General features: G+C 62.0%; 19 protein-coding genes and 2 pseudogenes. 16 read left to right on the top strand and 5 right to left on the bottom strand.

The features are described from left to right. Positions 1-139: 139 nt before the first annotated feature. Both KGB14_RS06160 and KGB14_RS06155 read right to left on the bottom strand, forming a co-directional pair. Positions 140-853 (bottom strand): cupin domain-containing protein, encoded by a 714-nt coding sequence (locus KGB14_RS06160; protein WP_223484810.1) that lies wholly within the window; start codon positions 851-853, stop codon positions 140-142. Between the two features lie 69 nt (positions 854-922). Continuing rightward, on the bottom strand, positions 923-1780 hold the full coding sequence (locus tag KGB14_RS06155; RefSeq protein WP_223484808.1) for a GNAT family N-acetyltransferase: 858 nt from the start codon (positions 1778-1780) through the stop codon (positions 923-925). Positions 1781-2021: 241 nt separating this feature from the next. Between KGB14_RS06155 and KGB14_RS06150 the strand changes: the two genes are divergently transcribed. The 13 genes from KGB14_RS06150 (at position 2022) to KGB14_RS06090 (ending at position 18239) form a co-directional block, all read left to right on the top strand. Further along, a complete protein-coding gene (locus KGB14_RS06150; protein WP_223484799.1) occupies positions 2022-3494 on the top strand; it encodes an aldehyde dehydrogenase family protein in 1473 nt (490 codons plus the stop codon). A 483-nt stretch (positions 3495-3977) separates the two neighbouring features. After that, entirely contained in the window at positions 3978-4646 is a 669-nt protein-coding gene (locus KGB14_RS06145) for a haloacid dehalogenase type II (RefSeq protein WP_223484797.1), read from the top strand. Positions 4647-4691: 45 nt separating this feature from the next. Further along, the gene (locus KGB14_RS06140) at positions 4692-5966 is read left to right on the top strand and encodes an NAD(P)/FAD-dependent oxidoreductase (protein ID WP_223484789.1); all 1275 of its coding nucleotides are present in this window, start codon (positions 4692-4694) and stop codon (positions 5964-5966) included. 91 nt (positions 5967-6057) lie between these two features. Then, positions 6058-7695 carry an ABC transporter substrate-binding protein gene (locus KGB14_RS06135; RefSeq protein ID WP_223484787.1) on the top strand — a complete coding sequence of 546 codons (1638 nt, stop codon included), beginning with the start codon at positions 6058-6060 and terminating at the stop codon, positions 7693-7695. A 45-nt stretch (positions 7696-7740) separates the two neighbouring features. Then, a complete protein-coding gene (locus tag KGB14_RS06130) occupies positions 7741-8697 on the top strand; it encodes an ABC transporter permease (RefSeq protein ID WP_223484785.1) in 957 nt (318 codons plus the stop codon). Further along, positions 8694-9569 carry an ABC transporter permease gene (locus KGB14_RS06125; protein ID WP_223484783.1) on the top strand — a complete coding sequence of 292 codons (876 nt, stop codon included), beginning with the start codon at positions 8694-8696 and terminating at the stop codon, positions 9567-9569. The genes KGB14_RS06130 and KGB14_RS06125 overlap by 4 nt, the downstream gene beginning before the upstream one ends. A 1-nt stretch (position 9570) precedes the next feature. Next, on the top strand, positions 9571-11412 hold the full coding sequence (locus KGB14_RS06120) for an ABC transporter ATP-binding protein (protein WP_223484781.1): 1842 nt from the start codon (positions 9571-9573) through the stop codon (positions 11410-11412). Then, positions 11409-11717 (top strand): (2Fe-2S)-binding protein, encoded by a 309-nt coding sequence (locus tag KGB14_RS06115; RefSeq protein ID WP_223484778.1) that lies wholly within the window; start codon positions 11409-11411, stop codon positions 11715-11717. Before KGB14_RS06120 ends, KGB14_RS06115 begins: the two co-directional genes overlap by 4 nt. Then, positions 11699-13090, top strand: a complete 1392-nt coding sequence (locus KGB14_RS06110) for an NAD(P)/FAD-dependent oxidoreductase (RefSeq protein WP_223484776.1) — start codon at positions 11699-11701, stop codon at positions 13088-13090. Before KGB14_RS06115 ends, KGB14_RS06110 begins: the two co-directional genes overlap by 19 nt. Beyond that, on the top strand, positions 13087-14256 hold the full coding sequence (locus KGB14_RS06105; protein ID WP_223484774.1) for an NAD(P)/FAD-dependent oxidoreductase: 1170 nt from the start codon (positions 13087-13089) through the stop codon (positions 14254-14256). The genes KGB14_RS06110 and KGB14_RS06105 overlap by 4 nt, the downstream gene beginning before the upstream one ends. Then, positions 14253-15410, top strand: a complete 1158-nt coding sequence (gene argE / locus KGB14_RS06100) for an acetylornithine deacetylase (RefSeq protein WP_223484771.1) — start codon at positions 14253-14255, stop codon at positions 15408-15410. The genes KGB14_RS06105 and argE overlap by 4 nt, the downstream gene beginning before the upstream one ends. 256 nt (positions 15411-15666) lie before the next feature. Further along, the gene (locus KGB14_RS06095) at positions 15667-17124 is read left to right on the top strand and encodes an NAD-dependent succinate-semialdehyde dehydrogenase (protein WP_223484769.1); all 1458 of its coding nucleotides are present in this window, start codon (positions 15667-15669) and stop codon (positions 17122-17124) included. 35 nt (positions 17125-17159) lie between these two features. Then, the gene (locus KGB14_RS06090) at positions 17160-18239 is read left to right on the top strand and encodes a tartrate dehydrogenase (protein ID WP_223484767.1); all 1080 of its coding nucleotides are present in this window, start codon (positions 17160-17162) and stop codon (positions 18237-18239) included. A 153-nt stretch (positions 18240-18392) separates the two neighbouring features. Here KGB14_RS06090 and KGB14_RS06085 read toward each other — a convergent pair whose 3' ends face one another. Then, complete coding sequence (locus KGB14_RS06085; protein ID WP_223484765.1) at positions 18393-18617, bottom strand: YgdI/YgdR family lipoprotein; 225 nt, start codon at positions 18615-18617, stop codon at positions 18393-18395. Positions 18618-18826: 209 nt separating this feature from the next. Here KGB14_RS06085 and KGB14_RS06080 point away from each other — a divergent pair, with 209 nt between their 5' ends. From KGB14_RS06080 to KGB14_RS06070, 3 genes and pseudogenes are all read left to right on the top strand, one after another. Further along, a complete protein-coding gene (locus tag KGB14_RS06080; protein ID WP_223484763.1) occupies positions 18827-20494 on the top strand; it encodes a VRR-NUC domain-containing protein in 1668 nt (555 codons plus the stop codon). Next, a complete protein-coding gene (locus KGB14_RS06075; RefSeq protein ID WP_223484761.1) occupies positions 20491-22767 on the top strand; it encodes an ATP-dependent DNA helicase in 2277 nt (758 codons plus the stop codon). Before KGB14_RS06080 ends, KGB14_RS06075 begins: the two co-directional genes overlap by 4 nt. 1 nt (position 22768) lies before the next feature. Then, positions 22769-22951: pseudogene (locus KGB14_RS06070) on the top strand (hypothetical protein); the annotation flags it as partial. 76 nt (positions 22952-23027) lie between these two features. Here the strand turns inward: KGB14_RS06070 and KGB14_RS06065 are convergent. Together KGB14_RS06065 and KGB14_RS06060 are read right to left on the bottom strand one after the other, a co-directional pair. Further along, positions 23028-23399 (bottom strand): annotated as a pseudogene (locus KGB14_RS06065) (Yip1 family protein); the annotation flags it as partial. A gap of 106 nt (positions 23400-23505) precedes the next feature. Then, entirely contained in the window at positions 23506-24654 is a 1149-nt protein-coding gene (locus KGB14_RS06060; protein WP_223484759.1) for a MalY/PatB family protein, read from the bottom strand. Positions 24655-24952 lie beyond the last annotated feature (298 nt).

The following is a 24952-nucleotide window of genomic DNA, read 5'->3' as shown; positions in this document are numbered from 1 at the left end:
CTGTGAACACGCTTTTTTGCGAACGCCACAGATCCAATGTGGGAGCGGGCTTGCTCGCGAAGGCGGATTTACATTCAATACGGATACTGAATGTTATGGCCTCTTCGCGAGCAAGCCCGCTCCCAGTGCTTCATGGCCGTTATTTAACGGCATAAACCTTGCGCACATACCGCGCACTGCTCCAGGCACACGGTGCGCCTTGCGGTACGAACACGGTATCACCGGGGTTGACGGTTACGCTGGTTCCATCCGGTGCCTGCAAAGTCACGCTGCCTTCGAGCAGGTGCATCAACTCGTTGAGTTTGTGCGCTCGACCATGGCGGGTGTACGGCGTCGAATCCCAGACACCTACGCGCAGATGAGTAGCGTCATCTTCAAAGGCGTTGCGGGAACGGCACTGCGGCGTAGGCCCGATCAGTATTTGCGGTTCCGGTGCCGTCGAAGGGGACAGCATCGCCAGCGGGTCGAGCGCGGTCAGCCCCGGCACCGGTTCGGCGGTGGGGCTGGTGACGGCGCAGAAGGCCCAGCACGTATCGGGTTGCGCCTCAAGCTTGAGCGCTGTGCCGCGACCGATCACGGCGCTGGCACCGATCCCCAGTTCCAGCGTCTGCCCCTGGGATTGCAGCAGCACATGCCCGGCATGAACCACGATCACTTCGGTGTGCGGAAAGTCATCGATATCGAGGGCTTCGCTAGCGTGAACGATGCCCGCCGAGACGCCATCGGGTCCGATGTAGGCGACCTGACGACCCTCCATGAACGGGTCGATGGAGCTCAAGGGCGTTGCTTTGAAAGACGTAGAAACGCGGCTGCCGTCGGCGCGAGCCAACAGCAGAACGGTAGGTTGAGACATACGGGTGACGCTCCCTGCAAATGGGGGGTAGAAGGTGTTGGGTGGCGCTTGTTTCATCGTGCGCCGGGGTCAGCCGATGGCTTGGGTGACGAGGGCAAATTGGCGGACGCCGTTGACCGCACGCGGTGGCGTGCCGAGTGCCATTTGCGCCACGGTATCGACCTGTTTGAGACCGGCCTGCTCCAGCCATTCGCCCAAACCACTGTCCGCCGGAATGTCGATCCGCACGAAGGTGTCCGGCACCTGGGCCAGCAACACGGCGATCAAGTGTCTGGCCTGCTCGGGGGTTTCAGCGATGACCGGGCCGAGGCAACGACCACGGCCGAAGGGGCGCAGCAGGGCGAAGGCACGCAATTGACCGTCGCGCTCGATGCCCACCGAATGCTCGACCACCCCCAACAAATCCGTGAGCACCGCTTGGCGGTCCAACCCGCTGCCGGCGTTGGCCAGTTCCAGTTGACGAGCCTGATCAGCCGCGCGCAGCGGGCGACATTCTTCACCGTCCGCCAGTGCTTCAAGCGCGGGTGCTTGCGCCTGGCCTTGATGTTGCTGAACCCGGCCGAACTCGACAAAACCCTGGCTGGCATAAAGCGGTGCGCCGGCGAGGGTGGCATTGAGCATCGGCGTGCATGACTGGCAAGCCTCCAGCGCATATTCCATCAACCGGCGACCGATGCCCTTGCCCTGATAGTCATCACTGACAATCACCAGGCCGATGGTAGCGAACTTGCCTTGCGGGCAAGTGAATGCGCTGCCGATCAATCGTTCGCCATCGAGCACCACGAAACCTTCGCTGACCCGCTGCAACATCGCCCAGTCTTCCAGGCGATGGGGCCATTTCAACTGCACAGACAAGGCATGGGCCGAAGGAATGTCGGCAGCGGTCATCGGCCGATAGACATAAGCAGAAGGTAGCGAGGCGGACATGGCGAGTCTCCGTTTTACAGTGTGCGCGATCAACCGGTTTTCCGGCGCTAGGGTGCCTGTATCCCATCTGCGTGAAGGCCTGACAAGGGGGCCGGGAAGATTCGGCAGATTCCTCACGTCGCAGGCCCGCAGACCATACTTACTACTTAATTGCCCCATAAGGTCGGCAGCAAATGCTTGGGCTTTTTTCCTACGATGGAGGCCTGAGTTCACGCCTCGCCGTCCCTTTTTGGAGTGCTCCATGGATAGCTTCGATCCTCGTCTTATCGCTGTGCGCAGCGCTCACTTTATTGCCGGTCAATACCGCGATGCCCAGCCGGGATTGGAGGTGGTCCGCCCTTCGGACGGCCAGGCCTATGCCCAGTTGCCAATCGCTGATGCGGGCTTGGTGGATGAGGCGGTCAATGATGCCTGGCAGGCTTTCAACCGCAGCGACTGGGCCAGCCGTCCACCCCGGGAACGGGCACGGGTCATGCGCCGTTGGGCCGATCTGATCGAAGCCGATGCCGCCGTCCTGGCACCGTTGGAAGCGGTGGGTTCGACCCGTCCGCATAAAGACGTGATCGCCTGGGACATTCCTTATGTCGCCGAGGGCATTCGCTTCTTTGCCGAACTGGCGGACAAGCATGGCGGCCATGTCGCCGCGACCCAGACGGATCGATTGGGCATGCAGATCGCCGAGCCATACGGGGTGATCGCGGCCATCGCGCCGTGGAACTTCCCGCTGAGCATGGCCTCCTGGAAAGTCGCCCCGGCACTGGCCGCCGGCAATGCCGTGGTGCTCAAGCCGTCGGAGCTGACGCCGTTCTCCAGTCTGCGTTTCGCCGAGTTGGCGGTGCAGGCGGGTCTTCCTGCCGGGATCTTCAACGTGGTTCAGGGGGATGGCCGCGTGACCGGCGATGCCTTGTGTCGTCATCCGCGGGTGGGCAAGGTGACCTTCACCGGGTCCACGGCGACCGGGTCGAGCATCATGTCTACCTGCGCGCTGGTGGGGCCGAAACCGGTGACGCTGGAGCTGGGCGGCAAGAGCCCGCAGCTGGTGTTCGCCGACGTGCCGGACATCGCAAAAACCGCGCGTACCGTGGCGCTGGCCATCACCGGCAATGCCGGGCAGGTGTGCGTGTCCGGTTCGCGGTTGTTGATTGAACGCTCGATCATGGAACCGTTCATTGCGCACCTGCAGGCGTATTTCGAGGCGCTGCGGCCGGGGCCGACCTGGTCGTCCGAGAGCACACTGTCGCCGATCATTTCCCGGTTGCAGGCCAGCCGCATCGACGGCATCGTCCAGCGTTCGCGCCAGGCCGGGGCCGAAGTGCTGACCGGCGGTGGCTTGTTCGAAGGGTTGGGCGGGGCTTATTACCAGCCGACGTTGCTGGCGGGCCTGGACAACCAGAACCCGGCGGTCTGCGAAGAAATCTTCGGCCCGGTGCTGACGGTGCAGGCGTTCGATGACGAAGAGCAGGCAGTGAGCCTGGCCGCGCACGACACCTACGGCCTGGCGGCGGGCGTGCACACCGCTGACATCAATCGAGCCCTGCGACTGGTCCGGCGGCTGGAGGCGGGCACGGTGTGGGTCAACCGTTACGGACGCAGCAACGATTACATTCTGCCGACCGGCGGCTACAAACGCTCCGGCATCGGCAAGGACCTGGGGCGCGAAGCCTTCGAAGCCAACTTGCGCTTCAAGAGTGTGCTGATCGATATCGCGCAGTAAGGCCCACTGATTGTCCCCTGTGGGAGCGAGCCTGCTCGCGAAGAGGGAGGGTCAGTCGACATAAATTTTGCCTGACACACCGCTATCGCGAGCAGGCTCGCTCCCACAGGTTCCATATAACCTCCGGATCTTCAACACTCTTTAATCAGCACCCAAACGGGCGCTTCCTGACGGACGCGCCCGTTTTCGTTCCGCCCGGCGCAGGTTCTGCCGTGAATGCGGGCATTTTTGAGCCTCGCGCGGCCATCAAGGTCCATAAGAGCGCACAAGTACGGGGTTTGCCCAAGGCTGGAGCGAGCCGCAAAGTCTGCTGAGGGGGGAGGCTAAAACGGTGGTTTGTATCAAGCAGAGGTCGCTTTTAACGCCATCTGCTGATTTCACGGTGTTGTAATGACGGTGTGCTGCAGCGTTGCATCACCGCTTCGAAAAACGAAGTGAATGCCTGTCGCGCCATGACCTCAACGAACTTCAGGACCGCACTCAATGAGCTTTCTACGCCCCAAATTCATTACGTTCGACTGCTACGGTACGCTGACCAATTTCCACATGGGCACGATGACTCGCGAACTGTTCGCCGATCGCGTGGTGCCCGAGCAGATGGATCAGTTCGTCAAGGATTTCTCCGCCTATCGTCTGGATCAGGTCATGGGCGACTGGATGCCGTATGACGAAATCCTCAAGACCGCACTGGCGCGAGTCTGCAAGCGTTGGGGCATCGAGTACCGTGGCGAAGGTCAGCTGTATTACGACGCCGTGCCGACCTGGGGCCCGCACCCGGACGTACCGGCCGGCCTGTCGAAAATCGCCGACAAGATTCCTCTGGTGATTTTCTCCAACGCCAGCGACAGCCAGATCATGTCCAACGTCGACAAGCTCGGCGCACCGTTTCACAAAGTCTTCACCGCCGAGCAGGCCCAGGCCTACAAGCCGCGTCTGGCGGCATTCGAGTACATGCTCGACAACCTCAACTGCGGCCCGGAAGACATCTTGCATGTGTCTTCGAGTTTCCGTTACGACCTGATGCCGGCCCACGACATGAAGATCAAGAACAAGGCGTTTGTCGCCCGTGGTCACGAGGTTCCGGGCAATGCGTTCTACGGCTACCAGCAGATCACCGACATCGGTGGGCTGGCGGCGCTGGTCGGTCTCTGAGTCGAACGGTAACGCGGCACTCTTCTTGGCATAGGCGGGTTAAACATGGGCAGTGAATCCTACTGGCTCGACACCGCACCGGCATTTACCGGTGCTCAGCTTGGCGCGTTGCCCGGGCAGGTCGACGTGGCCATCGTCGGTGGCGGTTTCACCGGTCTGGCGGCGGCTCGCGCATTGGCGCTGAAGGGCGCCAGTGTGGTGGTGCTGGAAGCCGGGAGGGTGATCGGCGAAGCCTCCGGGCGCAACGGCGGCCAGTGCAACACCGGCGTTGCCCAGGACTACGCCGGGCTGAGCGCCAGCCTCGGTGCCGACAAGGCCCGCGCTTATTACCAGGCGTATGAAAGCGCGGTGCAGAGCGTGGTGTCGCTGGTGGAGCAGGAGCAGATCGCCTGCGACCTCAAGCGCAACGGCAAGCTCAAACTGGCAGCCAAACCGATGCACTACGAAGGCCTGGCGCGCACCTGCGAATTGATTCGCCAGGAAGTCGATGCCGAGGTCGAGTTGCTGACCGCCGAACAGACCCGCACTGAAGTGAATTCGGCGCAGTTCCACGGCGGCTTGCTGCAGCGCAACGGGGTGCAGATGCACGTCGGGCGTTTCGGCGTCGGGCTGGCCGAGGCGGCGGCGCGTCACGGTGCGTTGATCCATCAAGGCACGCCCGTGACGGACTGGAAAGCCCAGGCCGGCGGCTATCGGGTCAATACCGCCAAGGGTTCGCTGCACGCCGGGCAAGTGTTGCTGGCCACCGGCGCCTGTCAGCACGGCGGCCTGGGTTGGTATCGGCGGCGGATCGTACCGGTCGGCAGTTTCGTGATCGCCACTGAGGTGCTGCCACAGGTCCTGATCGATCAGCTGCTGCCCGGTCGGCGTGCCTATGTCACCAGCCGCATGATCGGTAACTACTTTCGCCTGACCCCCGACAACCGCTTGCTGTTCGGCGGGCGTGCGCGGTTTGCGATGTCCGACAGCGTGAACGACGCCAAGAGCGGCAAGGTGCTGCAAGCGGCGATGGTGCAGATGTTCCCGCAGTTGGCCAACGTGAAGATCGACTACTGCTGGGGCGGACTGGTGGACATGACGTCCGACCGCTTGCCTCGCGCCGGTCAGCACGGCGGGGTTTATCACTCCATGGGCTACAGCGGCCATGGCGTGCAGATGTCGGTGCACATGGGCCAGGTCATGGCCGAGGTGATGGCTGGCAAGGTCGAGGCCAACCCCTGGCGCGAACTCGACTGGCCGGCGATTCCCGGGCATTTCGGCAAGCCGTGGTTCCTGCCGTTCGTGGGCGCTTATTACCGCTTCCAGGACTATTTGCATTGAGTTGATGTTGTGGCGTCACCGTCGTTTGCGTTTCCAGGACGCTCCGGTCAACCGGACACGAACCTTCTCATTATCGACAGGTACAACTGATATGACTGACAACAAAATTGACTCCCAACTGATTTCCGGTGAAGAAAGCCTGCGGGTATTCGAAGGCCTCAATCGCGGCATGTCGCGCCGCCACGCCTTGCAGATGCTCGGCGTGGCGGGTGTCGCCGCAGCGGGCGCCAGTAGCCTGTTCGGCGCCGCCGGCAAGCTCTTCGCCGAAGAAGCGGCGACCCCGGGCAAAGGCAAGCCGGGTGGGCGGATTCGCGTCGCCGGCATGTCCAGCTCCACCGCCGATACCCTGGACCCGGCCAAGGGCGCGTTGTCCACCGACTACGTGCGCCACTTCATGTTCTACAACGGCCTGACCCGTTTCGACAGCCACCTGGTGCCGCAACTGGAACTGGCCGAGCGCATCGACAACACCGACGCAACACTGTGGATCATCACCCTGCGCAAGGACGTGACCTTCCACAACGGCAAGACCCTGAGCGCCGCCGACGTGGTCTACTCGCTGTCGCGCCACAAGGACCCGCTGACCGGTTCCAAGGTCATGCCGCTGATGGCGCAGTTCGAAGAGATCAAGGCCACTGGCACCCACGAAGTGCAGATCCGCCTGAGTGCGCCGAACGCCGAACTGCCGTCGATCCTCGCCGTGTCGCACCTGCTGATCGTTCCCGACGGCACCACCGATTTCAATCAGGGCATCGGCACCGGGCCGTTCAAGGTCAAGGAGTTCAAACCGGGCGTGCGCTCGATTGCCGCGCGCAACACCGGTTACTGGAAACCGGGCCTGCCGTACCTGGACGAGATCGAATTCATTGCGATTGGCGACGAGCCGTCGCGGGTCAACGCGCTGCTGTCGGGCGACGTGCACATGATCAACGAGGTCAACCCGCGTTCGACCACGCGTATCAACGCCAGCGCCAAACACCGCGTCGTCGATGCGCCGTCGGGCAACTACACGGACCTGATCATTCGTCAGGACCAGATGCCGGGTAAAAGCGCGGAGTTCACTCAGGCCATGAAGTATCTGTTGGACCGTGAACAGGTCAAATCCGCGGTGTTCCGTGGCTTTGCCGTGGTCGGTAACGACCATCCGATTTCCCCCGGTTCGCGTTACTACAACGCCGACCTGCCGCAGCGGGTCTACGACCCGGAAAAAGCCAAATTCCTGCTGAAGAAGGCCGGCATGGAAAGCATCAGCATGCCACTGGTGGCATCGCCTGCCGCGACCGGTTCGGTGGACATCGCCGTGCTGTTGCAGCAATCGGCGAAACAGGCGGGGCTCAAGCTCGATGTCAATCGTTTGCCCAGCGATGGCTACTGGTCCAACCACTGGATGAAGCACCCGCTGAGCTTCGGCAACATCAACCCGCGGCCGAACGCCGACGTGATGTTCTCGCAGTTCTTCCAGTCCAGCGCGCCCTGGAACGAATCGGGCTGGAAGAACGATCAGTTCGACCAGTTGCTGATGCTCGCCCGCGGTGAAACCGACGACGCCAAGCGCAGCAAGATGTACGCCGACATGCAAACCCTGGTGCACGACAACAGCGGCATCGGCGTGCCGGTGTTCATCAGCAACATCGATGGCGTCGACCAGCGCATCAAGGGCTACGGCAGCAACCCGTTGGGCGGCTTCATGGGCTACATGTTCGCCGAGCAGGTCTGGCTGGACGCTTGATGGGTGGTCGGGTTGTACGTCAGGGACAGTGCAGGAGGGTAGGCGATGAATAGCAACACACTGTGGTTGATCGGCCGGCGCCTGGGCGCGGCGATCGTGACTTTGTTGATCGTGTCCATGGTCGTGTTTGCGATCACGGCAGTTTTGCCGGGGGACGCGGCGCAACAATCGCTCGGGCAGTTCGCCACGCCGGAACAGGTGGCGGCCTTGCGCCTGAAACTGGGGTTGGATCAACCCGGTGTGGTGCGTTACCTGCATTGGTTGATGAACCTGCTCAGCGGTGACATGGGCCTATCGGTATCCAACGCGATGCCGGTCAGCGAGCTGATGGCCGGGCGGGTGCCCAACACGTTGATGCTGGCGTCCGTCACGGCGCTGGTGTCGGTGCCGGTGGCGCTGATCCTCGGCATCGGTTCGGCCATGGGCCGGGGCGGGCGCATCGACAGTTTCCTCAGCTTTGTCACCCTGGCCCTGGTCGCGGTGCCGGAGTTTCTGGTGGCGACCCTGGCGGTGCTGATTTTTGCGGTGAACCTGGGCTGGCTGTCGGCGTTGTCCTATGCCAGTGACATCACTTCACCGCTGCAATTTCTGCGCACCTACGCCTTGCCGGTGATGACGCTGTGCTGCGTGATTGTCGCGCAAATGGCGCGCATGACCCGGGCGGCGGTGATCGATCAACTCGACAGTGCTTATGTGGAAATGGCCCGGCTCAAAGGCGTGAGTCCGATGCGAATCGTCGTGCGCCATGCCTTGCCCAACGCCATCGGGCCGATTGCCAATGCCATCGCCCTGAGCCTGTCCTACCTGCTGGGTGGGGTGGTGATCGTCGAGACGATCTTCAGCTACCCCGGCATCGCCAGCCTGATGGTCGATGCGGTGACCAACCGCGACATGGCGCTGGTTCAGGCCTGCACCATGCTGTTTTGTACGGCGTACCTGGGGTTGGTGCTGATTGCCGACCTGTGCGCGATTCTTTCCAATCCGAGGCTGAGAAACCAATGAACGATCTCATTGCGAAATCGGCGCCTGCCGGACCCGAACTGGCGCTGGGCAAGGTCTCCCATGGGCCGTCCTGGCTCGGCCTGGTCGGCGCCGCGATGTGTGTGATCTGGTTGCTGGTGGCCATTTTCGGTCCGTGGCTGGCGCCGCACCCGGTGGGGAAAGTGATCTCCGACAACGTCTTTGACAGCCTCAGCGCAGCTTATCCGTTGGGCACCGATTACCTGGGGCGCGACATGCTCAGCCGGATCCTGGTCGGTGCGCGGTTCACCGTGGGCCTGGCACTGATTTCGGCGGTGCTGGCCAGCACACTGGGCACCGGTTGCGCGTTGCTGTCGGTGGTTTCGCCGAAATGGCTGGACGAGGTCATCAGCCGTTTGATGGATGCCTTTATTTCCATTCCGAGCAAGATGCTGGCGTTGATCATGGTCTCGGCTTTCGGCTCCTCGGTGCTGTTGCTGATCTGCACTGCGGTACTGAGTTTCACCCCCGGTGCGTTTCGCATCGCCCGCAGCATGGCGGTGAACATCGAAGCGCTGGAATACGTGCAAGTGGCCCGCACCCGTGGCGAGCGTCGGCTGTACATCGCTTGTGTGGAAATCCTGCCGAACATGCTCAACCCGGTGTTGACGGATCTGGGGCTGCGCTTCGGTTTCATCGTGCTGCTGCTCAGTGGCATGAGCTTCCTTGGCCTGGGGGTGCAACCCCCGGATGCCGACCTCGGCTCGCTGGTACGGGAAAACATCGGCGGCCTCAATCAGGGTGCACCGGCGATCGTGATTCCGGCGCTGGCCATCGGCACCCTGACCATCGGCGTGAATCTGTTCATCGACCGACTGTCGTCACGGCGTAGTCGACGTGCGGGAGGCCATTGAAATGAGTGATTTGATTCGAGTCGAAGACCTGCGCGTGGTGGCCTGTGGCGAGCGCGGCGAGGTGGAAATCGTCAAGGGCGTGAGCTTCACCCTGGCCAAAGGTGAAGTGCTGGCGCTGATCGGTGAGTCCGGTTCCGGCAAGACCACCATCGCCCTGGCATTGCTCGGCTATGCCCGGCGCGGTTGCCGGTTGGCGGGAGGGGTGGTGCAGGTCGGCGAACACGACATGCTGGCGTTGAGCGAAAACGAGCTGCAAGGCCTGCGCGGCAATCGGGTGTCCTATATCGCCCAGAGTGCCGCCGCCGCGTTCAACCCGGCGAAAAAACTGATCGACCAAGTGGTCGAGGGCGCGCTGATTCATGGTCTGGGCAGCCGGGCCGTGCTGGAAACCAAAGCCATCGAACTGTTCCGCGACCTGGCCCTGCCGGACCCTGATCACATCGGTCAGCGTTATCCGCATCAGGTGTCCGGCGGGCAGTTGCAACGGGTGATGGCAGCCATGGCGCTGATCAGCGATCCATTGCTGGTGGTGCTCGACGAGCCAACCACCGCGCTCGACGTGACCACCCAGATCGACGTGTTGCGCGCCTTCAAACGCGTGGTCCGCGAGCGTGGTGCGACGGCGGTCTATGTGTCCCACGACTTGGCCGTGGTGGCGCAAATGGCCGATCAGATCGTCGTGCTCAACGGCGGGCAGATTTTCGAGCAGAGCGCCACCGCGCCGCTGCTCAAAGCCCCGGCCCACGAATACACCCGCAGCCTGCTGCTGGCGGCCCGCCCGGACACGACAATTCGCCCGCCCTGCGGCATCGCCGAAGAAGCGCCGCTGCTGACCATCCACGGGCTAACCGCCGGTTATGGCGACAAAAACCTGCAAGGCATGCCGGCCATCCGCGTGCTGGAAGACATCGACCTGACCGTACGCCGGGGCCAGGCCATCGGGGTGATCGGTGAGTCGGGTTCCGGTAAGTCGACCCTGGCGCGGGTGGTGGCCGGATTGCTGACGCCGGCGTTGGGCGGCTTGACCTTCGATGGCCAGCCACTGGGCGGCAGCCTGTCCGAGCGCACTGACGAGCAGTTCCGGCGGATTCAGATGGTGTTCCAGAACGCCGACACCGCGCTCAACCCAATGCACAGCGTCGGCACCATTCTGAGCCGTCCGCTGAAAATGTACTTCGGCCTAAAGGGCGCCGCGTTACGCGAGCGCATCGGCGAGCTGCTGGACCTGGTGCGTCTGCCGCGAGCCATGGCCGAGCGACGCCCGAATGAACTCTCCGGCGGGCAAAAGCAGCGGGTCAACCTGGCGCGGGCCCTGGCGGCGAAACCGGACCTGATCCTCTGTGATGAGGTGACCTCGGCGCTGGACACCGTGGTTGGCGCGGCGATTCTTGAACTGCTGCGCGACCTGCGTCAGGAGCTGGGCGTTTCCTATCTGTTCATCAGCCATGACATCTCCACCGTGCGGGCGCTGTGCGACGACATTGTGGTGATGTACAGCGGCCACAAGGTTCAGGCCGGCACTCGGCAGTCGTTCGCCCAGGCACCGTTCCATCCCTACACCGACCTGTTGATCCATTCGGTGCCGGAACTGCGTCAGGGCTGGCTGGAACACTGCGGCACCACCTGCGGCACGCTGCCGCCGATCGGGGCCAAGGCCAATGTGCCAGAGCTGTGCACCTTCCTCAGTCGCTGCCCGGTGCGGGTCGACGGCCTGTGCAATCACACCGCGCCGAGCCGTCGGATCATCGACGGCGGCAGTGAAATCCTTTGCCATCACGACAGTGCCGAGTTGCGAAAGACTCAGCAGGATTTAATCACCATGAACCAGGGAGCCTGCGCATGAACGGGCGTTTTGTAAGGCTGGCCGAGCAGGGCCGGCCAACCGTCAAACTGACGGTGGACGGGGCGCCCATCGAGGCATTGCGGGGCGATACGTTGATGGTCGCATTGCTGACCCAGGGTAACGCGCTGCGCCAATCGGAATTCGATTCAGGCCGCCGCGCCGGCTTCTGCCTGATGGGCGCCTGCCAGGATTGCTGGGTCTGGACCCGCAGCGGCGAACGCCTGCGTGCCTGTTCCAACGAGGTCCGTGAAGGGCTGGACATCGTCACCACACAACCGGAGGCGATATGGCCACTGCACGGCTGAGCACTCATCGGGTCGTTATCGTCGGCGCCGGCCCGGCCGGCATTCGCTGTGCCGAGACACTGTTGGCGGCCGGCCTCAAACCGATCCTGATCGACGAAAATCGCCGGGACGGCGGGCAGATCTACCGTCGCCAACCTGAAGGGTTTACCCGGGATTACATCACCTTGTACGGCTCCGAAGCGGCCAAGGCCAAGGATTTGCACCAGAGTTTCGACCGTTTGCGCGGGCAGATCGACTACCGCCCCGACACGCTGGTGTGGAACCTGACACCAGGGCAATTGTGCTGCGTCAGCCAGGGCAAGCATTCGACGGTGGATTACGACGAACTGATCCTGTGCACCGGCGCCACCGACCGCTTGATGCCGATAGAAGGCTGGCAGTTGGCGGGCACTTACAGCCTCGGGGGGGCGCAGATCGCACTCAAATCCCAGGCGGTTTCCATCGGCCATCGCGTGGTGTTCATGGGCAGCGGGCCGTTGCTGTATCTGGTCGCCAGTCAATACGTCAAAGCCGGGGCCACAGTCGCGGCGGTGCTCGACACTTCACCGCTGAGCAAACGCATCGGCGCGTTGCCCAAGCTGTTGGCGCGCCCCGGATTGCTGTTCACCGGGATGAAACTGCTGGCGCAGCTGTACCGGGCGAAGATCCCGGTGCATTTGGGAATCAACCCCCTGCAAGTGCTGGGCGACGCTGCCAGTGGGGTCAGTGGTGTGCGGATCAGCGCGGCGAAAGGCGAAACCCTGACGATCGATTGCGATGCCGTGGCCCTGGGTTATCACTTGCGCCCGGAAACCCAACTGGCCGACCTGGCCGGTTGTCGCATGCGTTTTGACGAGGCGTCCAGCCAGTGGTGGCTGGCCGTCGATGAAGCGGGCCGCACCTCGGTCAGCGGTGTGTATGCCGCCGGGGACGGTTCGAAGATTCGCGGCGCCGATGCCGCCGAACACGCCGGACGACTGGTGGCCATGGCGTTGCTGGAAGATTTGCAGCAACCGGTGAACATCGGCTGGCGCGATGAACAACGGCACGCCTTGGCGGTGATGGATGAGTTTCGCCTCGGCCTGGCCCAGGCGTTTCCCTGGCCTGCGGCACAAGCCAAAGCCTTGCCGGATTCAGCCATCGTCTGCCGCTGCGAGATGATCAGCGCCGGCGAACTGCGCCGCACGGTGAGCGAGAAGGGTGCCTGTGAAGTCAACCGGGCCAAGGCCTTCAGTCGGGTCGGCATGGGTCGCTGTCAGGGCCGTTATTGCTCCCAGGCCGGGGCCGAAGTGATTGCCGCCGCTGCGGGCGTCAGTGTGCAACAGGTCGGTCGGCAGCGTGGCCAGGCGCCGGTCAAACCCCTTTCGATGCTCACCGAGGAGGTGTCGCCATGACGGTACACAAAGCCGATGTCGTGATTGTCGGCGGCGGCCTGATGGGCTCGGCGGCGGCGTTTTTCCTGCGCCAGCGCGGGCAGTCGGTGATTCTGCTGGAACGCGACCAGATCGGTCAGTACGCCAGCGGCGTGAACTTCGGCAATGTCCGGCGTCAGGGGCGATTCCTCGGTCAACTGGAGTTGGCCAATCGATCCTGGGCGTTGTGGAAACGTCTGCCGGAGTTGATCGATGACGACCTCGAGTTCATCGCCAGCGGGCACATGCGCGTGTGTTATCACGAAGACGAAATCCCTGAGCTTGAGGCCTATGCGGCCGCGCCCGAAGCGGCGCAGCTGGATTTGAAGATCTATCGCGGCGCTGAGCTGCATGAGCGCTTCCCGTTCCTCGGGCCGGATGTGAAGGGCGGTTCCTATGCGCCTCATGATGGCCACGCCAATCCGCGTCTGGCCGCGCCGGCCTTTGCCCGGGCGGCACGACGCCTCGGTGCGCGAATCGAGGAACAGACCGAAGTCGCCGACGTGCAGAAGGTCGGCGGCGAGTTCACGGTGACCACCACCGATGGTCGTCAGTTCAGCGCCGAACGCTTGCTGATCACGGCCGGCGCCTGGGGCCAGAAACTCTCGGCGCAGTTCGGCGAACCGGTGCCGCTGGACACCCACGGCCCGCAAATGGCCGTGACCGAACCGGTGCCTTACGCCTTGCCGACGGTGATCGGCGTGTACACCAAAATTCCCGAGGAAGTGATCTACTTCCGGCAGATTCCGCGCGGCAACATCATCATCGGCGGCGGTTACCGGAGCAAACCGGACATGTTCAACCGCCGCGCCTATGTCGAGCCACGCAGCATTCTCAATCAGATGGACCAGATGCGGCGCCTGCTGCCGGGTGTCGGCAACCTGAACATCATCCGCGTGTGGAGCGGCATCGAAGGCTACCTGCCCGATTCCCTGCCGGTGATGGGACCGAGTGGCAACGTTGACGGCTTGTATTACGCGTTCGGCTTCTGCGGGCACGGCTTCCAGCTCGGCCCCGGCGTCGGCGACGTAATGGCCGAACTGATCAGCACCGGCAGCACCAGCACCTCGATTGAGCCGTTTGCCATCAGCCGGTTCGCCCCTTCAGCCGAGCAACGGACAACTGAGCAAAGGAGCAGGACCTCATGAAACCCCGTGTACTGGAAATTCTCAAACGCCTGATGGCCTTCGACACCGTGTCGTCGGAGTCGAACATGGCCCTGATCGAATACGTGCGCGACCTGTTGCTGAGCAAAGGCATCGAGTCGCTGATCGTCAAGGACGAAACGGGCAAAAAGGCCAACCTGTTCGCCAGCACCGGCCCCAAGGAATTACCCGGGATTTTGTTGTCCGGGCACACCGACGTGGTCCCGGCCGCGGGGCAGGCCTGGACCTTTCCGGCGTTTCAGGCAACGGTACACGACGGTCGGATTTACGGCCGTGGCAGTTGCGACATGAAGGGGTTTATCGCGTTGGCGATCGACGCCATGCTCAACGCAGCGGACAGCCCATTGAACCGGCCGCTGCAACTGGCCCTGTCCCATGACGAAGAAACAGGTTGTGTGGGGGTTCGACGTTTGCTCGACGTGCTGCATCTGGCGCCGGTGCGGCCATTTCTGTGCCTGATCGGTGAGCCGACCAACATGCAGTTCGTGCTGGGGCACAAGGGCAAGGGCTCTTACCGCACCTACTGTCGTGGCCTGGAAGCGCATTCCTCCCTGGCACCGCGTTCGGTCAATGCGATTCACGTGGCCTGCGACTTCATCGCGGCATTGCGTCAGAGCCAACAGCAACTGCAAGAGCAGGGCGCGCAGGATGCGGATTACGACGTGCCTTACAGCACCGTGCACGTCGGGCAGATTGTCGGCGGCAAGGCGCTGAACATCGTGCCGAACCTGTGCACCCTGGATTTCGAGGTGCGTAACTTGCCGGCGGACGATCTGGATCAGTTTCTGGAACAGATGCGCGAACGTGCCGAAGTGATCGTGCGCGAGGCGAAAAAGCTGTCCAGCGTGGCGGACATCGAGATCGAAACCCTGAACGTTTATCCGGGCCTCGATACCCACCCGAGCGTCGAAGCGGTGCGCTTTCTGAAAAACTTCGCCGCCCCGGACACCGGCACCGCCAAAGTCTCGTTCGGCACCGAGGGCGGATTGTTCAAGCAGCGTCTGGACATACCGGTGGTGGTCTGCGGCCCGGGCTCGATCGAACAGGCGCACAAGCCGGACGAGTTCATCGATATCAGCCAGATGGAGGCTGGGGAGCGGTTTCTTGAGGGCCTGCTCGGTTCTCTGAAGTTGTAAAAAATCAAATGTGGGAGCGAGCCTGCTCGCGATGGCAGCCTATCAATCAACATCAATGTTGCCTGACCCACCGCTATCGCGAGCAGGCTCGCTCCCACAGGGGGGGGTGTGTTTGTCTGACGGACCCTGAAACCCCTCGGTAGAGCCTGCCGTCCCACCGCAAATTTCAGCATCCAACACTGCCCATCCGACGCTTTCAGCATCCTCATCCGCGGCATCTCCCTAGACTCGAGATGTCTCGGATCAGGACTCGACCATGCTCAAGAATCGTTTGAAAGACCCCAGCCTTTTGGCAGAACTCGCGTATGTGGACGGGCAGTGGCTCGGCGCCGATAACGCCGCAACCCTGGACGTCATCGACCCGGCCACCGGCCAGTTGCTCGCCCGGGTGCCGGCCATGCAAGGCGCGGAAACCCGGCGCGCCATCGAAGCCGCCGAACGTGCCTGGCCGGCATGGCGCGCACGCCCGGCGGCGGAACGTGCGGCACTGCTGGAGCGCTGGTATCAGGCGATGATCGACAACCTCGACGATCTCGCACTGATCATGACCTGCGAGCAGGGCAAGCCGTTGAACGAAGCCAAGGGTGAGATCCGCTATGGCGCCGGCTTCGTCAAATGGTTCGCCGAAGAGGCTCGCCGGGTCTACGGCGAAACCATGCCGGCCCCCAGTGGCGACCGCCGCCTGCTGACCCTCAAGCAACCGGTGGGCGTGTGCGCCGCGATCACCCCGTGGAATTTCCCCAACGCGATGATTACCCGCAAGTGCGCACCAGCCCTGGCCGCCGGGTGCCCGATCATCGTCAAACCTTCGGACCTGACCCCGTTGTCAGCCCTGGCCCTGGCGGTGCTGGCCGAGCGAGTCGGCATTCCGGCCGGGGTGTTCAACGTGCTGACCGGGATGCCCGCCGGCATCGGCGAAGAGCTGACCGGCAACCCGACGGTGCGCAAAATCTCCTTCACTGGCTCCACCGCGGTCGGTCGGCTACTGATGCGCCAGAGCGCCGAACACATCAAGCGCTTGAGCCTGGAACTGGGCGGTAATGCGCCGTTTATTGTGTTCGACGACGCCGACCTGGAGCAGGCCGTGGCCGGCATCATGCTCAGCAAGTTCCGCAACGCCGGGCAGACCTGCGTCTGCGCCAACCGCATTCTGGTGCAGGACGGTATCTACGAGCGCTTCGCCCAGCGTTTGGTGGAAGAGGTGGGCAAGCTCAACGTCGGCAATGGTCTGGACGCCGATGTCACCATTGGCCCGCTGATCAACCCGGCGGCAGTGAGCAAGGTCGCCCGGCACATCGACGATGCCCTGAGCCAGGGCGCGCGTTTGCTCTGCGGCGGCATTCCCGAGGGCGACAATCAGTTCGTTCAGCCAACCGTTCTTGGCGACACCCACGCCGGCATGCTCCTGGCCAACGAAGAAACCTTCGGCCCGGTGGCGCCGTTGATGCGTTTTACCGATGAAGCCGAAGCGCTCGCGCTGGCCAATGCCACGCCCTATGGCCTGGGCGCCTACTATTTCACTCAGGACTTGCGCCGTTCATGGCGTTTTGGCGAGGCGCTGGAGTTCGGCATGGTCGGTCTCAATACCGGGATCATTTCCATGGAAGTCGCGCCGTTCGGCGGTATCAAGCAGTCGGGCCTGGGCCGTGAAGGCAGCAAGTACGGCCTGGACGAATACCTTGAAGTCAAAGCCTTCCACATCGGTGGGCTGTGACAACGATTGCACAGCCATTTTGCGAGGCATGATTGATGAGTAAACCATTCAGAATCGCCGCGATTGCCGGCGATGGCATTGGCAAGGAAGTCCTGCCGGAAGGATTGCGGGTGCTGGGGCAAGCCGCGAAAAAGTGGCAGCTCGATTTGAGCATCGAAGTACTCGACTGGGCTCACTGCGATTACTACCTGGAACACGGGCAGATGATGCCCGATGACTGGTTCGAGCAGCTCAAGGGTTTCGACGCCATTTACTTCGGCGCCGTAGGCTGGCCGGACAAGGTGCCGGATCACATTTCTTTGTGGGGCTCGCTGCTGAAGTTTCGCCGCGATTTCGACCAGTACGTGAACATTCGCCCGGTGCGCTTGTTTCCCGGCGTACCGTGCCCATTGGCCGGGCGCAAACCGGGGGACATCGATTTCGTGGTGATCCGCGAGAACACCGAGGGCGAGTATTCCTCGGTCGGCGGCAAGATGTTCGAAGGCACCGAGCATGAGTTCGTGCTGCAAGAGTCGGTGTTCACCCGGCGTGGCGTGGACCGGATTCTCAAGTTCGCCTTCGACCTGGCCCAGACCCGACCGCGCAAACGCCTGACGGCGGCGACCAAGTCCAACGGGATTTCCATCAGCATGCCGTACTGGGACGAACGCACCGCGTTGATGGCCGCGCAGTACCCGGACATCACCTGGGACAAGCAGCACATCGACATCTTGTGCGCGCGTTTCGTGCTGCAACCGGACCGGTTCGATGTGGTAGTGGCGTCGAATCTGTTCGGTGACATTTTGTCCGACCTCGGCCCGGCCTGTGCCGGCACCATCGGCATCGCACCGTCGGCCAACCTCGATCCCGAGCGGCGTTTCCCGTCGCTGTTCGAACCGGTGCATGGCTCGGCGCCAGACATCTATGGGCGCAACATCGCCAACCCGATCGCCATGATCTGGTCCGGTGCGTTGATGCTGGATTTTCTGGGGAACGGCGATGAGCGTTATCGCGCCGCGCACGACGGGATTGTGCAAGCGATCGAACGGGTGATTGCCCAGGGGCCGATCACGCCGGATCTGGGCGGGCAGGGCTCGACCCAGGAGGTCGGCAAGGCGATTGCACAAGCGCTTTAAAGCCCAAAAGCGGGCAGCGCTAATGCCGGTAAGTTAAAACGCAGCACCTGTGGGAGCGAGGCTTGCCCGCGAAGAATGCACCGCGGTTTTTCAGGTATTACGCGTCATCGTTCTTCGCGGGCAAGCCACGCTCCCACAGGATTTGCGTCGGGATCAGTCTTCCTTGCGAACCGTGGCCACGTCATCGGCCCGGACTTTCACCGTCGCCCCGGAGATATCTTCGAACTCATAGAAACCGTCCTTGGTTTTGGTTTTCGGCATGTCCTTGGTCAAATACTGGGTGCCGTTCTGCAGCGTCACAACCGTTGGCGTCGAGCAACCGGCCAAGGCCAGAAAGGCTGCTACCGCCAGGGGCAAACCCAGAGTCTTGATATTCATACACACCTCTCCTCACTCACTAAAAACAGCGCGATCGCCCTCACTTGAGGTCAATCGTCACTGTGCCTCTAACGCGGTTGGTGCGATGGAATGGCAGAAAGTTCGATGGTCACCCAAAAATTGCCGAATAGCGTCGCCACTGATCCTTTTCCATTTGCACCGGGTGGGGCATAGCTGGTATCTGTACGCATAACCAGTACTCGCTTGCCATGGCCCTTTTGCCCGTGATTGTAAATCCTCTCGATGATCCGTTTTATTACTTGAACAACTTCACGCAAGTGCTTGATTGGCTTGAACATCGTTATGCCGATGTATTGAGCGTCGAGGAGCAGGATTTCATTCGCGACTTCAATCGGTTGCCCCGCGAGTCCCAGGCCCTGCTGGTCAGATTGGTCATGCGCAAGGGCGTGCATTTCAGGGCCGGCAAACTGAGTTACGTCGAGATCGGCGACATCGCCAATGCTGCGGCACCGCTGCTGGCGTTGGGTTGGCTCGACGAGCAGTCGCCCTTGCACATCGAGGCCTTGTTCGAAGTATTGCTCAAAGCCGAGGTTCTTCAGTGTTTTGGCGGCGCCATCGATCAGCCCAAAGGCAAAAAGAGCGATTGGCTGCCGGCCCTGAGCGAGCAGTTTGCCGAAGCTCAAAGTTTTGCCCAGTGGTGTCCGGCACTGAATGACCGGTTGTTCAGCCTGACCATCATGGGCCTGTGTGACCGGCTGCGGCTGATGTTTTTCGGCAACCTTTATCAGGACTGGTCGGAATTCGTGCTGGCCGACCTGGGCATCTTCACCTACGAGAAAGTCGAGTTCTGCGCCGAATCCCGAGGCTTGCGCCGTCGCGAGGACGTCGATGCCTGCCTGTTTCTGTATGGCTGCCAGCAGCGTTTCGAGGCGGGTGAAGACGTGGCGGCAATCGTCGAGCAGATCAACGGCCTGGAACTCGACAATCCCTGGCTGCAAAGACGCCGCAGCAAGTTGCTGTTCCAGATCGGTCAGCATTGCGAGCGCATCGCGGATTTTGCCGCCGCCCTGACCCTTTACCGCGAATGCGCCTACCCCGGCGCGCGTCTGCGGTTGATTCGGGTGCTGGAGCGCTGTGGTGAATATCAACTGGCGATGGACCTGGCCGCCCACGCCGAGCAGGCCCCTGAAAGCGCCGCCGAGCATCAGCATTTATCGCGTGTGCTACCCAGACTGCGGCGCAAACTGGGCGGGCCGCCGATCAAGCGGCCAGCTCCTCGGCCCATGCAGCGTCTGGACCTTGAACTGCCCAGGCACGATCCGGCGTTGTCGGTGGAGTCTTGCGTTCAGGCGCATCTGGCGGATGAGTCGGCGCCGGTGCATTACGTCGAGAACAGCCTGATCAACTCGCTGTTCGGGTTGCTGTGCTGGCCGGCGATCTTCGCGCCGGTGCCGGGCGCGTTTTTTCACCCGTTCCAGCGCGGGCCGGTGGACCTGCTCAACGAAGACTTTCATGCGCGGCGCGAGGATCTGTTCCAGGCCTGCCTCGCTGAACTCGATGACGGGCGTTATGTGCAAACTGTCCGCGAGCGTTACAGCGCCAAGTGGGGCGTGCAGTCACCGTTCGTATTCTGGGGCGCGCTGAGCGAGGAATTGCTGGCGCAGGCGCTCGACTGTCTGCCCGCCGAACACCTCAAGCACTGGTTCAATCGACTGCTGCTTGACATCAAGGCCAATCGCGCCGGCATGCCGGACCTGATCCAGTTCTGGCCGCAGCACAAAACCTACCGGATGATCGAAGTCAAAGGCCCCGGCGATCGGTTGCAGGATAATCAGTTGCGCTGGCTGGAATTCTGTCACGAGCACCAGATGCCGATTGCCGTGTGCTACGTGCAATGGGCGGAGCAGGGCGAGTGAGCTACAGCATTGCGGTGCGGGCGCTGTGTGAATTCACCGCCAAGGTCGGCGACCTCGACCTGCGTTTCACCCCGTCACCGACCGCGCTGGAAGGCATCGTCGGGCATCGCACCGTGGCGTCACGACGTAGCGAGGGTTACCAGAGTGAGGTCGCGCTCGAGGGGCAATATCGAACCTTGACCGTGAAAGGCCGGGCGGATGGCTACGATCCGGCGCAAAACTGCCTCGAAGAAATCAAAACCTACCGTGGCGACCTGAGCAAACAACCGGCCAATCACCGGCAGCTGCACTGGGCGCAGGCGAAGGTCTACGGTGGGTTGATGTGCCAGAAACTGCAGCTGGAACACATCAATCTGGCGCTGGTGTACTTCGACATCGTCAGCGAAAAGGAAACCTGTCTGGTCGAGGCCTTCAGTGCCACCGAATTGCAGGTGTTCTTCGAACACCACTGCGGGTTATTCCTGAACTGGGCCGAGCAGGAAATGGCCCATCGCGAGGGGCGCAATCTGGCGGCGCAACGGTTGGCATTTCCCCATGCCGATTTTCGTCCCGGGCAACGACATCTGGCCGAATCGGTGTTCAAGGCGGTCAGTACCGGTCGCTGCCTGATGGCCCAGGCACCGACCGGTATTGGCAAGACGGTTGGCACGCTGTTCCCGATGCTCAAGGCCCTGGCGCCGCAGCAGTTGGACAAGGTGTTTTTCCTCACGGCGAAAACCCCGGGGCGCAAATTGGCGCTGGATGCGGCTCAGGTCATCCTCGACAGCGCCGACGCTCCACCGTTGCGAGTCCTCGAGATGATCGCCCGGGACAAGGCTTGCGAGCACCCGGACAAGGCCTGCCACGGCGAGTCCTGCCCGTTGGCCCAGGGTTTTTATGATCGTTTGCCGGCCGCACGTCAGGCCGCCAGCGAACTGAGCCTGCTGAACCAGAGTGCCTTGCGCGAGATTGCCCTGCAGCATGACGTTTGCCCCTACTACCTGAGCCAGGAAATGGCCCGCTGGGCGGACGTGGTAGTTGCCGACTACAACTACTATTTCGACTTCAGTGCGTTGCTGTTCGGGCTGGCTCAGGCCAACAACTGGAAAGTCGCGGTGCTGGTGGACGAGGCCCACAACCTGGTGGAGCGCGGCCGGCAGATGTACAGCGCCAACCTCGATCAGGCGACGTTGAACAGCGTGCGTAAAACCGCGCCTGAGGCGCTGAAGAAATCCTTGCAGCGGGTCAATCGTGAATGGAACGCCCTGCATGATCAGCAATTCGCTCCGTATCAGGCCTACGACAAAGCCCCGGAAAAACTGCTTCAGGCGCTGTCCCTGTGCTGCGCGAGCATCGGCGATTACCTGAACGATCATCCCCAAGGCCTGGACAGCGGATTGCAGAATTTTTACTTCGACATGCTGCAATTCGGCCGCGTGGCTGAATTGTTCGATGAGCATTTCCTGTTCGACATCAGCAAGCGCGACCTCGAGCGCAAGCGCAACCTGTCGCAGCTGTGCCTGCGCAACGTGGTGCCCGCCGGTTTCATTCGCCCGCGCCTGACCGCTGCGCGCAGCACGGTGTTGTTTTCCGCCACCCTGAGCCCTCAGCGCTATTACACCGATTTGCTGGGAACACCGACGAACACGGTCTGGATCGATGTCGAATCGCCCTTTCACGCCGATCAACTGCATGTGCACATCGTCAGCCAGATCTCCACGCGGTTCGTCCACCGTCAGGCGTCCCTTGAGCCCATCGTCGAGCTGATCGCCAAACAGTTCGCCCGGCGCCCTGGCAACTACCTGGCGTTTTTCAGCAGCTTCGATTATTTGCAGCAAGTGGCGCAGTTGTTGGCCGAGCGGCATCCGTACATCACGCTGTGGTCGCAGTCCCGGGGAATGGGGGAAGGGCCGCGTCAGGCGTTTCTCGATCAATTCACCGTCCATGGCCAGGGCATCGGGTTTGCGGTGCTGGGTGGAGCGTTTGGCGAAGGCATCGATTTGCCTGGCGCACGATTGATTGGCGCATTTATTGCCACTCTGGGGCTGGCGCAACTCAATCCGGTCAATGAACAGATGAAGCATCGCATGGCGGCGATTTTCGGTGCCGGCTATGACTACACCTACCTGTTTCCCGGCGTGCAGAAAGTGGTGCAGGCGGCGGGGCGGGTGATCCGCACTCAGCAGGATCAAGGGGTGGTGATGCTGATCGATGACCGGTTTGGCGAGAGTAAGGTCAAGCAATTGCTGCCACGCTGGTGGACGCTCCAGACTACCCTTGATGCAGCGCGGTGACTTGCCCAAAAAGAGTGGCGCGCAACTGGCGCAGGCTATTCGGGCCATGAGGCCGCACCTGCCGATCATCCTCGCCACCGGTTACGCCGAGCGTCTGGAAGGCTTTGCGGCCAGACTCCCTCGTCTGCCCAAACCCTTTACCCAACTCAATCTGGTGGAAGTCATTGCCCTGGCGATGAAGTGACACTTGTCGCGTTTGTGCCCATCAGGAAAACCAAAGCCCCGTCATTCGCCGGGCCTCTGCGATTCAACTGACCCTATCAACCCACGGTCGCGCGCAGGTATTCAGGTGCCAGGTAGTTGGACCAGATCAGAATCATTTCCACCAGGATAGTCACCAGCACCAACAGCCCGATACCCCATACGCTCGCCGCATTCAGCAGGCCTTGCTCCTTGCGCTCGTGCATGAAAATCGGCAAACCGACGAACAGCAGAAACGTCGAATAGAGGGAGGCGGCCCCCAGCACCGTGATCGCCAGCCAGCGACTCGGATAGAGCCCGGCGACGCCCGCGAGGAAGAGTGGGGTTACGGTATAGGCGGCAAAACCGATGCACTGATTGACGGTGGGGCGTGAGTCGAAGGTGCGTGACATCCAGCGGATGAACAGGCCCATCAGCGCCACGCCGACAATGGAGCTGTCGAAGGCTGCGATCTTTTGATCTTGCTTTCGCTGACATCAAAGTCAAAAGATCGCGGCCTTCGGCAGCTCCTACACTTGATCCTTGTTGCGCCAGGAATCAGCGGTTACGCAAACTACGCTCCATCCGCGCGATCCCTTCTTCCAGCAGCGCCCGCGGGCAGCCAAAGTTCAGGCGCACGAATTGCTGGGCGTTATCGCCGAAATCCAGCCCGGCGCTCAGCCCGACCCTGGCCTGTTCGAGGAAGAACTGCTGCGGGTTGTCCAGCCCCAGCGCCGTGCAGTCGAGCCACGCCAGGTAAGTGCCCTGGGGTATGTTCATGGTCACGCCCGGCAACCGCGTGCGAACCGCCTCCACCAGATAATCCCGATTGCTTTGCAGGTAGGCCATGAGCCCGGCCAGCCACGGGCCGCCTTCGCTGTAGGCAGCGCGGGTGGCTTCCAGGCCCAGTGGGTTGACGCTGTCGACCATCCCGCAACGGGCGCTGTTGACCCGATGGCGCAGCGCCGCGTCCTGAATGATCATGAACGAAGTCTTCAAACCGGCGATGTTGTAGGCCTTGCTCGCCGACATCAGGGTGATGGTGCGCTGGGCGATCTGCGGGCTGAGCGAGGCGACCGGAATGTGCACGCGCCCGTCGAAGCACAGCTCGGCATGGATCTCGTCGGAGATGATCCAGGCGTCCTGCTCCAGGCAAATGTCGGCGACCGCTTGCAGCTCTTCGCGCGGGAAGACCTTGCCCAGCGGGTTATGCGGATTGCTCAGCAGCAGCGCGCCGCCACCTTGCAACGCCTGGCGCAAGGCATCGAGTGGCGTGGCATAAGTACCGTCGGCCAATGTGTCGAAATCCAGTTCGACCTTGTTCAAGTTCCAGTGGCTCGCTGCATGACGCAGCGGCGGATAGTTCGGTGTCTGCACGACTACATTCTGCTGCGGCTGAACCAACGCATGCAGGGCCATGTTGAAACCCGGCTCCACTCCCGGCAGGAAGATCAGCTCCTGGGGTTGCACGCGCCAGGCGTATTTGTTCCACAGGTCGGCGACGATGGCCTCACGCAGGTCGTCCTGGGCCACGCTGTAACCGAGCATCGAGTGTTCCAGGCGTTTGTGCAGGGCCCGGGTGATCGCTGGCGGCGTGGCGAAGTCCATGTCGGCGACCCACATTGGCAATACGTCGGCCGGGTAACGGCTCCATTTGGTACTGCCGGTGCCATGGCGGTCGAACACCTGATCAAAATCGAAAGTCATGCTCAGTCTCATAAAAGGCAGGGGTTAATCCGGCGGTCATGATAAGCGCCAACCTCGATCGCTGGCGAGTTGCGCAACAGAGCATGACCGGCAAGCTGCCGACGGTCGGTTTTCAGACGACGCACGGCAAGATTGTCTAAAGTTCTAAGTGGCGGTAGATAGGTTACCGTCACCGTGATCGTCCAGAAAAACCCGGCCAACGCACAATGCCAGGCAGTTACACGAAACCTCTGTAGGAGCGAGGCTTGCCCGCGAAGACGGCAGCACAATCAATATTGATGTCGTCTGACACGCCGCC

The organism is Pseudomonas sp. A-RE-19 (assembly GCF_019956555.1).
Taxonomy (GTDB): Bacteria; Pseudomonadota; Gammaproteobacteria; order Pseudomonadales; family Pseudomonadaceae; genus Aquipseudomonas.
The sequence above is the reverse complement of the archived record's forward strand: the minus strand, read 5'-3'. Positions and strand labels throughout refer to the sequence as shown.